The organism is [Clostridium] innocuum, assembly GCA_012317185.1.
Taxonomy (GTDB): Bacteria; Bacillota_I; Bacilli_A; order Erysipelotrichales; family Erysipelotrichaceae; genus Clostridium_AQ; species Clostridium_AQ innocuum.
Genome location: CP048838.1, coordinates 1,080,467 through 1,092,818 on the forward strand (window position 1 = coordinate 1,080,467; position 12,352 = coordinate 1,092,818).

The 12,352-nt window shown below is 43.9% G+C and carries 10 protein-coding genes and 1 pseudogene; 10 read left to right on the top strand and 1 reads right to left on the bottom strand.

Translation table 11 applies throughout. From position 1 onward, the window contains the following. Window positions 1-33 precede the first annotated feature (33 nt). The 3 genes and pseudogenes from G4D54_05305 (at window position 34) to G4D54_05315 (ending at window position 2,398) form a co-directional block, all read left to right on the top strand. Window positions 34-591: a PadR family transcriptional regulator gene (locus G4D54_05305; protein QJA01881.1), complete on the top strand. Its 558-nt coding sequence runs from the start codon at window positions 34-36 to the stop codon at window positions 589-591. 20 nt (window positions 592-611) lie between these two features. Next, complete coding sequence (locus tag G4D54_05310) at window positions 612-881, top strand: DUF3795 domain-containing protein (GenBank protein ID QJA01882.1); 270 nt, start codon at window positions 612-614, stop codon at window positions 879-881. A 542-nt stretch (window positions 882-1,423) separates the two neighbouring features. Further along, window positions 1,424-2,398, top strand: a pseudogene (locus tag G4D54_05315) (transposase). A gap of 468 nt (window positions 2,399-2,866) precedes the next feature. Here the strand turns inward: G4D54_05315 and G4D54_05320 are convergent. Continuing rightward, entirely contained in the window at window positions 2,867-4,801 is a 1,935-nt protein-coding gene (locus G4D54_05320) for a transcription antiterminator (GenBank protein QJA05153.1), read from the bottom strand. Between the two features lie 283 nt (window positions 4,802-5,084). Here G4D54_05320 and G4D54_05325 point away from each other — a divergent pair, with 283 nt between their 5' ends. The 7 genes from G4D54_05325 (at window position 5,085) to G4D54_05355 (ending at window position 12,319) form a co-directional block, all read left to right on the top strand. After that, window positions 5,085-6,086 (top strand): Gfo/Idh/MocA family oxidoreductase, encoded by a 1,002-nt coding sequence (locus G4D54_05325; protein ID QJA01883.1) that lies wholly within the window; start codon window positions 5,085-5,087, stop codon window positions 6,084-6,086. 134 nt (window positions 6,087-6,220) lie between these two features. Beyond that, window positions 6,221-7,645 (top strand): PTS mannitol transporter subunit IICB, encoded by a 1,425-nt coding sequence (locus G4D54_05330; GenBank protein ID QJA01884.1) that lies wholly within the window; start codon window positions 6,221-6,223, stop codon window positions 7,643-7,645. A 55-nt stretch (window positions 7,646-7,700) separates the two neighbouring features. Continuing rightward, the gene (locus tag G4D54_05335; GenBank protein QJA01885.1) at window positions 7,701-8,360 is read left to right on the top strand and encodes an HAD family hydrolase; all 660 of its coding nucleotides are present in this window, start codon (window positions 7,701-7,703) and stop codon (window positions 8,358-8,360) included. Window positions 8,361-8,375: 15 nt separating this feature from the next. Then, window positions 8,376-8,843: a PTS sugar transporter subunit IIA gene (locus G4D54_05340; GenBank protein QJA01886.1), complete on the top strand. Its 468-nt coding sequence runs from the start codon at window positions 8,376-8,378 to the stop codon at window positions 8,841-8,843. After that, on the top strand, window positions 8,827-9,720 hold the full coding sequence (locus tag G4D54_05345; protein QJA01887.1) for an ROK family protein: 894 nt from the start codon (window positions 8,827-8,829) through the stop codon (window positions 9,718-9,720). Before G4D54_05340 ends, G4D54_05345 begins: the two co-directional genes overlap by 17 nt. A 1,095-nt stretch (window positions 9,721-10,815) precedes the next feature. Further along, a complete protein-coding gene (gene tnpA / locus G4D54_05350) occupies window positions 10,816-11,244 on the top strand; it encodes an IS200/IS605 family transposase (GenBank protein ID QJA01888.1) in 429 nt (142 codons plus the stop codon). After that, complete coding sequence (locus G4D54_05355; protein ID QJA01889.1) at window positions 11,216-12,319, top strand: transposase; 1,104 nt, start codon at window positions 11,216-11,218, stop codon at window positions 12,317-12,319. Before tnpA ends, G4D54_05355 begins: the two co-directional genes overlap by 29 nt. Window positions 12,320-12,352 lie beyond the last annotated feature (33 nt).

Consider the following 12,352-nt stretch of genomic DNA (forward strand, 5'->3'; position numbering starts at 1 on the left):
AGTATAGTAATATATAGGAAAAGAGGTGATGGTGTGGTATCCTCCATTGATTTGATTCTACTGGGTATGGTGTATGATCAGCCCCGCAGTGCCTATGATATCCAGAAGCATGTGGAATATCGTAATCTTTCTCACTGGGTGAAAATCAGCTCACCTTCTGTTTATAAAAAGCTGAGAGTGCTGGAGCAGAAGGGATATCTGATGACGAAGCGGCAGCGGGAGGGAAACATGCCCGAGAAAAGCATTTATTCATTGACTCGTGAGGGTCGAAAATATTTCCATGAGCTGATGCATGAAATCAGTGCACAGCCATTTGAAATCCTGTTTGATTTTAATGCTGTGGTTGTCAGTCTGAACAAGGTTGATAAGGAAGAGGGGCTGGAGTGCGTTCAGCGAATAGCGCAAAGTCTGCAGGATACACGTACATATCTGAGCATGCAAAGGGATGTGAAAAAGGAAATTCCCTATGTGGGAAGGAGTATTCTTGAGCAGCAGCTGAGCGTTTGTGAAACCCTGCTTACCTGGTGCCATACTCTGTGCGAGGAGCTAAAGAGCAGTGACGGCTTAGAGAAAATGAAGGAACTGCCTTAAGGCAGAGAAAGGAGTACAGGATGTGTTCATCAAGATGTGGTGTGGATTGTACAACATGTGAAAGAAAGGAAGCGGTGCATTGTCTTGGCTGCAATGCCATGAAGCAGCCGTTCTGGGGGAGTCCCTGTCAGGTAAAGACCTGCTGTGAGGAAAAGCATTTGCAGCATTGCGGGGAGTGTAAGGAGTTTCCTTGTGAAATGTGCGCCAACATGGGGAAGGAAATGGGCTTTGATCCTGAACCGCGCTTAGCAAATTTAAGAGCATGGGCGAATGAGAAAACAGCCGGCTGAAAGGCTTTCTTATGCAGAGACAGGATAACAGATTTAATGGGCTATGAGCTGATTTTTCATTTACCATACAAGGCTTGCCTGCACTTTATAATGATTACGGTGCAGGAAATGTACAGGTATAAGGCTACATGTAGTCTTTCGGTTCTTTGTGTGCAGAAAGGTATATAAGAAGGGCAGGAGAATAAAAGACTTCTGCTTTTTCTTGTTGATTCTTGTAGATGCAATCAGGAAGTATGCTCTTTTTCTTAACATGAGCATACGGGAAGAAAATAAGGAGATTATGATACGTGATACTGGTCTTTCTTGATATCACAGGAAGCTATATATCCCATATATCGCATACGTTTAGCCGACATGGCAATAAAAAAGCGGTGATGCTTATATAAATAAAGAAATAGGCAGGCTTTTCCCTTTAGCACTTCATATAAGCTTGACGTAACATGAAACCGTAAAAAATAATAAAAAAATTATGTTAAATTTAGGAGTTTTGCCCTTTCCATACGTATATAAGAGTGTATATGCAAAAAAGGAGGATGATACATATGCATAAATCGAAGGAAAGGGAGTATCCGATTCCCTTTCACAATGATGTATTTTTCAAGTACATGCTGATCGGTGAGGATGCGGGCTCTGCCATGCTGAGAAGCAGGATCATTGAAGAGATTTACGGATTGAAGGTTCAAAAGACACAGGTGCTGAATCCGGAGCTCCTGCCGGAAGCCTTTTTCGGAAAACGAGCGGTTCTGGATGTTGTATTGGAGGATGAAACAGGTCACCTCTATGATTTGGAAATGCAGGTATCCGGGTACACGAAGGAGGAACAGCTGCGTTTTCAGCAGTATGGCTACCGCCTGGCTGGCAGACAGCTGAAGCAGGGGAATGATTACACAAAGCTGAAGCCGTTTTATCAGATTATCTTTATGAATTACAAGCCCAAAGACACAGGGCGCATGATTCGACACTACACGGTAAAGGATGAAGATAATCGGGAGGAGCCCAACGGTACACTGCATCGCGCGATTGTGTTTTTACCAATGATCAGGCAGCGTGTATAGGAGGTTGGAGGCATAGAGAACCTGACGGAATTTGAAACCTTCTGCTATGTACTTGCATATAATCCGGATGATGCTATACTAAACATGAAGAGAAGGATGGTGAATGTGGCTATGGAAAAATATAATGAGATGCGCGAGGATGGCTCATTATTCAGCTGGGCGGAATCCGTGGAATTTGCACAACGTGCAGTACAGGCCAATTTGGAAGAGCAAACTGCAGAAGCCGAGAAGTCAGGACTTGAGCGGGGATTTAAACAAGGCCTCCAACAAGGTCTTCAAAAAGGTCTTGATGAAGAGAAAAGGACATTGTTACAGTCACTTATAGTACACAAATATGGAATAGAGGATGAATGGGTGGAATCACTGTCAGATCAGCAGAAGGATGATGCAGTTATTCAAATTCTGGACTGTGATACGTATGAAGCTTTAAAAGAAAGGCTGAATAATAAAGAAATGAAATAATGCAGATATAACCTGATGAAAGGCTGATTCTACAGAAGTAGGATACAGCTTTTTTTATTCTCATAGGCAGGCAGCTCCTTTACGCGAAACAGCTTCTCCGGCATTGTAGTTTAAAAAGCTGACTACCCGCGTAATGTTTATGTATAACAGAGGATGTGCCAATGCTGTACAGCGTTAATTTTGCATCGCTTCATTCACCGCGATCAGGCTTTATGCTGAACAAGCGGCCATATACGAAATTGAAGCATTCGGCCTATAGGAAGTGATTTGAAGATATAGTCTGGAGAATATCCAGACTGCTAGGTTAAAACTAAAGTATCCAGGTTGTTGGAAAATCATTCATCATTGGACTGTTATACGTGTTTTTCCGAATGATGCTCAGTGAAATAGAAAAACACGCCTTTTCCCTATAGCACAATGAGAGCTTGCGTGTCTTGATAGTATTCAAATTCATCATGTCATACCTCGTCAGTATGCTTCCGTATCTAAATTCTGCTTTAGGATATTCAAAAATTCAGATAGGCTTCGTGCATGAAACAGCAGCTCCTGCAAGGGAGCATTGTGCGTCATGGCGACAAAGGTATCGTACAGCTTCTCTATGTCCTTCTTTGCATCATCCGCAAGACCCAGCAACAGTATAATCTGAGCACTGTCTTTATCAGACCACAAGATCGGATGCTGCAAAACCCCGACAGCGATTTTACTTTTCAGTGAACATATTTTGAGAGGATGCGGTATGGCAACCACACCATCCATTCCTGTGGAAATACGCTGTTCCCGCTCCAGAACACTGGCCTCAAAATCATCATTGATGCAATGCTCCTGATGCAGCAGGGTACATAAGGTATGGATAATTTCCTCCTTACTGTCTGCAGCTGTATTGATAAACAGCTTCTCATCAAAAAACTGTGCAATCTTATCAATCGGATGCTGCTCATCCATGGTGATAGCTCTTGCCACATTTTCAATATCTCTTCTGGACAGTGGAATATCCACGACCACCACCGGCAGTACTGTCTGCTTGAGGGCAACGGTGGAAATCACGATATCCGCAGCCTGCAGCTTCTGTTCTTCGATTTCGTGTGACGGGTATCTGCCGATGATTTCCAGTGTTTCCTTAAATAGCGTATTCAGCTTGGAAGCAAGAAAGCTGCCGGCTGCATACCCGCTGTCATATACGATAACAGCCTTCTTGTGCTTGAGATAACGGGAATCAAAATAGCGCTCAATGGCTGCTCCGATGTGTAAAGAGATATAGCCGATTTCATCATCATTCAGCTCAAACGGTTCATTTGCGAATGCCTGTTTGATTGCCGTTCCGCTTATTTCATAGGCAAGGATATAGTTGTTGCGAATGGTATTCAGCAGCGGATTCTTTTTGTTTAGATGATAATACCTGGCATTCAGAATGGATTGCAGATGATGCGTCAGATCATGCTCCAGAATCAAATCTGAACGTAGGTCGAAGTGATAGGATTCAAAGATGGAATCCAGAATATTTGCGACCAGATTATGGATGTATTCCGTGTTTTTTTGCGCATCCAGAAGCTCGTTTGTGTTGGATACATAATGGGAGTAAATGTAATTTTTTTCATTCGCAGTAAAGACAACCTGAAAGTCAAGCTCAATCTCTGCAATGAGCGGCTCCAGCAATGTACGAAGCGCTTCATGCTCCGGTATGGCATACTCCTCGATTGGTTTGGCTACAAGCAGTCTGGATATGGACAATGCGATATGCAGAATCAGATTTTTCAGATTATAGTCTGAGAAGTGCAGATCGTTCTTTCGATTGAACTCCATGACAATATCCTTGATCTGTTCCAGGTTGACATGATTCAGCAGGGCTGTCTGTTCCTGAGAAAACCGGAATTCATAATGCTGATAATTGGTCGTAATCAGATCAATGATACAGCGGCGCTTATCCGCCTCTTCACCAGTTACAATATAGCCAAGGTTTGCCTTTGTCTGAAGTGTGAGCTGATATTTGGAGAGAATCAGACGAATTGTTTTCAGATAATTGATTATCGTATTGATGGATACGAACACCTCATCCGCCAGCGCATCCTGTGTGAGATAGGTGTTGGCATACAGCATCTTGATAATGATATGGTTGATTCGCTTGTCGGCAGAATCCAGCTGCTTTTCCTCCTCATTAACCAGCATATTCTCCAGTAGTGCCCGTGTCTGTCCCTCTTTGATCTTTAAGGCATAGCCCTGAGAGCGTTTCATGATGATTTGAGCATCAAAGCCGGATAGCTCCTCATTCAGATTGTGGATATCGCTGCGCAGTGTTCGCTGGGATATTTGAAAGTGTCTGGTTAACACAGACGGAGACATGTAGCCTTGATGTGACAGAAAGTAGTCAAGTAAGTCCTGTAATCGCGTGTACTGAAACAAGCGCATCCACCTCCTCATCCTTACATCCCCCTGGTACCCTTATTATATAGATTTTACTATCCGGAAGCAACATAAGGCTTCGCCGTTTCCGCTGGCAAAGCGACAGGCAGAATATTTGAAGAAGCTGCCGTTTGAAACGGAAACAGCTGCTGAAGCACAATGGTTTAAGGCTGCCGTTTCATATGGAAAACGGTTGTCTTCTCTTTTTTTTAATCCGGATCTACAATGGAGTCAGAAATTGAAAGAGATTTCAAGGCAGCGAATCATGCTGTAGGAGAGGAGGATTTTTATGAGTAAAATCAACGTTGGTGTTATCGGTGTAGGACAGATGGGAACCTATCATGCCCAGATTTATCAGAAGCTACCACAGGTGGAGCTGTGTGCATTGTGTGAGTTTAATGACAGCCGCAGAAAGGAACTGGAAACAGAATTTCCGGGAATCACAATGTATAAGGATTATAAGGAGCTGTTAAAGGATACCGCAATAGAAGCGGTGAGTATCGTACTTCCGGACAATCTGCATCGGGAGGCTGTGGAGCTGGCAGTGCAGGCAGGTAAGCATATACTTCTGGAAAAACCGCTGGCAAAGGAGTTGGAGGATGGGAAAGCCCTATATGAAATTACAAAGGATTATGATAAAGTATTTACAACAGGCTTCCTGCTTCGCTTTGATCCGCGCTTTGCCATGATCAAGGAGCGGCTGGACAGCAATGAGCTGGGGGATATCATTCACTGCTACGTGAGAAGAAACAGTCCGATTATCGGACCGCGGCGTTATATCGGCGCAAGTGATTTGAGTATGCATGTTATGATTCATGATATTGATTATATCAACTGGTGGATGGATTGTCAGCCGGTGAAGGTATTCGCGAAAAATCGCAGTGTGCTGTTGAAGGAAAACGGTATGAATGATGTGATCTATGCATTGGTTACCTATGAAAACGGTGCTGTAGCCTGTATGGAGGCATGCTGGACACTTCCGGAAAACTCTCCGACAATTATTGATGATAAAGTAGAGCTTGTTGGCACAAAGGGCGTTGCCTATGTGGATTCCTGTGATCACGGTGTCCGCTTCGTTACCGGAAAGGGTGTTCAGTATCCGGACAGCCGTCACTGGTACTACGTTAACGGTGAAGTATGCGGGGATTTGGCAGAAGAGGTTATGGCGTTTGTAAACAATGTTGCGACAAATACGAAATCCGTCATTACTCCAAAGCAGTCCTATGATGCACTGCGGGTTGTTGATGCCATCGAGCGTTCCATCGTGGAAGGAAAAGAGGTAGCGCTTTAAGCTGTGAATGTATGCTTCCTATAAATAGACTGTCTGTGTTGAACAACGCAATCGTTTATGGGGGCATGCGCAAGTATCATGCGTTAAATTTTAGCGAACGTAAGCTTACATTATATGAAGAGGAGAATAAGAACATGTCAAACGATGTATCTTTGCGTGTGAAGGCTCAGCGCCTTGGCGGAAAGCTCAGTGCCATGGTGCTTCCGAATCTGGGAGCGTTTATGGGCTGGGGCATTCTAACCGCTTTGGGAATCTGGTTGTCCAATGATATGCTGAAGGCCTTTATTTCACCGGTACTCACGTACCTGCTTCCGCTGTTAATCGCAATTTCCGGGGGAAAAATGATATATGGAGAAAAAGGTGCTGTTATCGGTGCCTTTACCACAATGGGGGTTATCATCGGAGCGGATATTTCCATGCTGCTGGGAGCCATGATAATCGCACCGCTGTCCGCATGGCTGTTGAAAAAGCTGGATGCGGTTGTGGAGCCGCTGATTCCTGTCGGCTTTGAGCTGCTGATTGGAAATTTGACTGTTGCCCTGCTTGGTGCGGTTATTGCAATCATCGGCTGTGTCTGGATCGCTCCGGCCATTACGTCACTGTCTGCTGTGTTCTCCGCAGGTGTTTCCACCTTGGAAAACAACAATCTGTTACCGCTGACAGCGATCTTCATCGAGCCGGCGAAGGTGCTGTTTCTGAACAATGCCATCGGACAGGGAATCCTGACGCCGCTTGGTACGACACAGCTGAATGAATTCGGGAAATCGGTGTTGTTTCTGCTGGAATCCAATCCCGGACCGGGACTTGGTATACTGCTGGCATATTGCTTCTTTGGCAAGGGAAATGCAAAAGCAAATGCCTATGGAGCCAGCATTATCCACTTCTTCGGCGGTATTCATGAAATTTACTTCCCGTTTATCCTGATGAATCCGCTGACCGTTCTGGCTGCAATTGCCGGAGGGATTACCGGCACCTTCCTGTTTACACTGTTCAATGTCGGTCTGGTGGGAGTCAGCTCTCCCGGAAGTATCGTCACCATTATGATGATGGCCTCGGCTGGAGATCAGCTGCTGATTCTGCTTGCCGTTCTTGCTTCAACCGCCGTCAGCTTTCTGGTTGCCGCTGTCATTGTGAAGCATTCCAAACAGAATGATGAGGATGTAAATAAGAACCTGAAGGAAGCCGCAAAGCAGATGGAGTCTTTGAAGGGAAAGAAATCCCGGATATCCTCTGTGTTTGAGGAAAAGGAAGCTGTGACGGATTTCCGTACAGTAAAGCGTATTGTGTATGTATGTGATGCCGGGATGGGATCTTCTGCCATGGGCGCGAGTGTGATAGCCAAGCGGCTGCGAAAGGCCGGAATCACAGATATCACGGTGGAGCATGCCCGGGTCATGGAGCTGCCGGATCCAAAGGCGGATATCATTGTTACGCACGTGTCTTTGCGGCAGGTGGCACATGAGAAACAGCCGGATATCAAAATCATATCCATTGAGGATTATTTGAATGCACCGGAATATGATGAGCTCGTAAACAGCATCAAGGCAGCGAGATCATAAGCTGAAAAAGGAATCTGAGCGTATATGAGGATTCCTTTTTTAAAAGGAGGGTTCTATGTTAAAGGCACTCGTATTTGATTTTGACGGTGTTATTGTCGATACCGAAACACAATGGTACTATATATACAGAGATTGGCTGAAAAAGGTCTATCATTATGATTTAAGCATACAGGATTATCTGGTGTGCGTCGGCTCCAGCAGTGAGCGGCTGTTTGCTTTCCTGAAGCAAAAGCTTGGTACGGATGAGGATATCCGTGAATTTGAGAAACAGGCAATGGCAGAGTTTATTGAGCGTACCCGTACTCTTCCGGCAATGGAGGGCGTTACAGAACTGGTCACAGCGGCGAAGAAAAAAGGACTGCGCCTGGCAATTGCGACCTCTGCGACCAGAAAAAAACCGCAGGTGCATCTGGAGCGGCTGCAGCTGCTGGATTATTTTGATGCATTTTCCACAGCGGAATTAAGCAGACACATCAAGCCTGCACCGGATATATTTTTGAAAGCCGCAGAGCTTCTTGGCTGCTCCTGTGCAGAATGTCTGGCAATAGAGGATTCCCGCAACGGCCTGATCGCAGCTGATAAAGCAGGTATGCCGTGTCTGATCGTACCAAACAAAATTACAGAGTCAAGTGATTTTACAGGCTGCTATCGTAAGGTTTCCTCTTTGAAGGAACTGAAACTAAAGGAACTCATTGCGGATTTTCAATCCTCATAGCAAAGGAGAAACATCATGTTAGAACTGATAAAAGAAGAAAATGTCGAGGTAGGTGTTCATGCCGCAGATTGGGAGGATGCAATCCGCAGGTCAGCACAGCATTTGCTGGAAACCGGAAAAATCGAGGAACGCTATATCCGTGCAATGATTGACGCGGTGCATCGCGTAGGTCCTTATATCGTATTGGGAAATCATGTTGCTTTGGCACATGCCCGACCGGAATGCGGTGTCAATGAGCTTTCAGTGCATTTCACAACCTTAGAGCCGCCGATACCGTTTGGCAGTGAGAAATTTGATCCCGTATCGCTGATTATCACGCTTGCTGCAGTTGATGCCGACAGTCATCTGGAGCTGATCAGTGAGCTTGCGGATATCCTCATGGAAGAAACACATGTCGAGCGTCTGTCAAGCTGTACAACCGAGCGGGAATTTGTTGAGCTGCTGCGGAGGATGAAGGAGGAATCGAATGCTTATTACATTTGATATCGGAGGAACTTCCATCAAGTATGGTATCCTTACACTGCGAAAGGGCCAGCCGGTGTTTGTGATGCAGGATGAGGTGAGCAGCGATGCCAGAGTATTGAAGGGGCCTGGCATCCTGCATCGTGTTGAGTCACTGATTGCAAAGGCTATGCGGCAGGATATCAAAGGTATTGCTATTTCAACAGCAGGGATGGTTGATGCGGAAAAGGGATGTATTCAGTATGCCAATGATAATATTCCGGAATATACCGGATTGCAGTTTAAACAGCAGCTGGAAGCCCGCTTTCATATCCCCTGCTGGGTGGAGAACGATGTGAACGCCGCTGCTTTGGGAGAAGCAGTCTTCGGTGCCGGAAAGGGTGCTGCTCATGTACTGATGCTGACAATCGGAACAGGGATCGGAGGAGCTGTGGTAATCGATTATACCATCTACCGTGGCTGTAGCGGAAGTGCTGGAGAAATCGGCTACATGTGGGTAAAGGATCATCACTTTCAGGATATCGCAAGCACAACAGCACTGGTTCAGCATGTGGAGGCACAGACAAAGGAAGCTGATTTGAATGGAAAAATCATATGTACACGGGCAAAACGCGGTGATGCTGTGTGTATGCAGGCAATCCGGGAGCTGTGCAGCCATATCGCTATTGGCGTAAGCAGCTGTGCCTGTCTGATGAATCCGCAGATCGTTATTCTTGGAGGCGGTATCATGACACAGAAGGAATTGTTTGCACCGCTGATGGAAACATATCTAAAGCAGTATATGAATGAAGAAATCTATGCGCATACACAGCTTGCTTTTGCACAGCTGGGAAATCGTGCCGGAATGGTTGGCGCTTGTGCTTACTGGATGAAACAGGAAGGAATCCGGTTCGCTTGATATGACTTGAGAACGATCTGGCTGCGAGTGTGCTGCAGGCTGATTGGCGCAATATACAGAAATCAATGCCACATACCAATTTACACCTTCATAAGGACCTCGGATGATGTTCAGTAATTTGCTGAATACTTCGAGGTTTTTTAGAATAGGTATGTTTTCACTTAGTACAGGCTTCTTTGAATCTTTGTAGCTGCGAAACATATCAAACGATGAAAGTCTGCGCTTCATGATTTGCAAATCAATTCCACGGTCTCATCACAGGGATATCAGTGCCTGTCTTTATCTGTAAAATAATGCAGAATTTTTGCAGATTTGAAACGTATAGAAGTATGCAGGAGGTTCTGGATGCGTAGACAATACACGTTTATAGCACCAAAAGGAAAGGCGTCCAAGGTCCGAATGGGCCGTCATCTGTTTAACATTCATTGTGATACTCAACGTATCCTGCATGAAGCAGGGGAAATCATTCTGTAGCATTAGAAAGCTGCGCAGATAGACAGTAAGAACAGGGAAAGGAGGTGAAGAAACACATCAGCCATTTTCCGGGACTGGTGCCTACTATGTAAAAAAGAGTAATTGCACGAACACTCCTGCTTGAATCAAAAGACCCGAGGCTGGTTAGCCGGATTATACCTCAGTCCATAGGGGGTTCAATAGATACCCGGCATTAGAGCATAATCATGCAGATAGGGATACAGAGTAAAAAATGTTTAACAAATAACAGGCAGAAGTCCCCCATCTCTGCGACGATAAGCAGATGGTGGGATGAAAGCAGCCATTTTCCTTTATCCCTCACACTAGATAAATACGATTAAATTTCTTAGATTCAAAAAAAGCAAAAACATTTGAGAAAGGATTTTGCTCATGCTTTTTATGACTGTTGAGTGAAAATATCAAGAGATGAGCACAATTACATATAATTGATATGACTTTGTTAAATAAGGAATGCCTGAATAAATTTCCATCTATATCTTAAGTCAAATAAATGCGTAAGTTCTGTCCCTTTTCTTTATAAATATGGTAAATCAGACCGCCTTGTGGTATACTATGAGTATAAAAATAGTTTCGGTCGATATTATGAAATGAGGTGTATTTATGCTAGATTTAGACAGTAATGCTCATTCAGTGTTTGCTCTCCGTTATCATTTGATCATGACAACTAAATATCGGCGTCGTGTGTTCGATGATGTCATCAGTGATCGTGCAAAAGATATCTTTCTTCATATTGCCAGATCCTATAACATCTCTCTTCAAGAATGGAATCATGATGTCGATCATATTCATATCCTGTTCTCTGCTCACCCTAACTCTTGTCTTACGAAATTCATCAATGCGTATAAGAGTGCCAGTTCACGTTTATTGAAGAAGGAGTTTCCTGAAATTCGTGAAAAGCTTTGGAAAGAAGCATTTTGGAGTCAGAGCTTCTGTTTGATCAGTACAGGAGGTGTCACCACCGACATCATCAAAGCTTATATCGAAAGTCAAGGTGAGAAGAATGGTGTCAAGAAAAGGGTATCAGTTTAGAATCTATCCAAACAAGGAGCAAGAGATTTTCTTTACCAAAACATTTGGTTGTGTCCGTTTTTTATACAATCATATGTTAGATGACAAAATCAAATATTATGAAAAAACTAAGAAAATGAAACAAACGACACCTGCATCCTATAAGAAGGATCATCCATTTCTCAAGGAAGTAGATTCTTTGGCATTAGCAAACGCTCAGCTACATTTAGAAGCTGCTTTCGAAAAGTTCTTCAAAGAAACAGATATCAGTTTTCCCAAATGGAAATCAAAGCATCAGGCGAAACAAAGTTACACGACAAATATGGTCAACGGAAATATCCGATTATTTAGTGCGATACAAAACCAAACGACCTATCTACGTTTACCAAAGGCAGGTGATGTAAGGATCCATATGCATCGCATACCACAGGGGATATTAAAAGCAGTGACGATAAGCAAACAGCAGGATCGTTATATTGCGACATGTCTGTTTGAATATGAAAATAAAGTAGAAAGTAAAGAAGTGGTACATGTGTTAGGTCTTGATTATTCGCAAAAACATTTATATGTAGATAGTGAAGGTCAGGTATGTGACTATCCCCATTTTTACCGTGCGAGTGAGAAGCGATTAGTAAGAGAACAACGCAAACTTTCCAAGATGATCAAAGGAAGTAATAACTATAAGAAGCAAAGGAACAAGGTAGCCAAGCTGCATGCCCATATAGGACAGCAAAGAAAAGATTTTCTACATAAAGAAAGCAGGAAGATAGCCAATTCCTGGGATATGGTAGTTGTAGAAGATATCGACATGAAAACTATGAGCCAAGGATTACAGCTAGGAAAGAATCTTATGGATAATGGCTTTGGCACCTTGAGAAATTATTTGAAGTACAAGTTGGAAGATGTGGGAAAACGGTTTATAAAAATCGATAAATGGTATGCCAGCACACAGATATGTAACCACTGTGGAGCAAAGAGAAAGATAGGACTGAATGAAAGAATCTATCAATGTCCGAAATGTGGTCATATAGAAGATCGTGATATCAATGCAGCGAAGAATATACGTGATGAAGGTATACGATTACATAGAGGTTAGGAAATAAGGATTACAAAGAACCGCTGGACGAGC

Excerpts from the sequence above, each read along its gene's own strand:
- G4D54_05345 (QJA01887.1), top strand. The coding sequence starts at position 8,827 with ATGCTTATTACATTTGATATCGGAGGAACTTCCATCAAGTATGGTATC.
- G4D54_05330 (QJA01884.1), top strand. The coding sequence starts at position 6,221 with ATGTCAAACGATGTATCTTTGCGTGTGAAGGCTCAGCGCCTTGGCGGA.
- G4D54_05355 (QJA01889.1), top strand. The coding sequence starts at position 11,216 with ATGGTGTCAAGAAAAGGGTATCAGTTTAGAATCTATCCAAACAAGGAG.
- G4D54_05340 (QJA01886.1), top strand. The coding sequence starts at position 8,376 with ATGTTAGAACTGATAAAAGAAGAAAATGTCGAGGTAGGTGTTCATGCC.
- tnpA (QJA01888.1), top strand. The coding sequence starts at position 10,816 with ATGCTAGATTTAGACAGTAATGCTCATTCAGTGTTTGCTCTCCGTTAT.
- G4D54_05310 (QJA01882.1), top strand. The coding sequence starts at position 612 with ATGTGTTCATCAAGATGTGGTGTGGATTGTACAACATGTGAAAGAAAG.
- G4D54_05320 (QJA05153.1), bottom strand. The coding sequence starts at position 4,801 with ATGCGCTTGTTTCAGTACACGCGATTACAGGACTTACTTGACTACTTT.
- G4D54_05325 (QJA01883.1), top strand. The coding sequence starts at position 5,085 with ATGAGTAAAATCAACGTTGGTGTTATCGGTGTAGGACAGATGGGAACC.
- G4D54_05335 (QJA01885.1), top strand. The coding sequence starts at position 7,701 with ATGTTAAAGGCACTCGTATTTGATTTTGACGGTGTTATTGTCGATACC.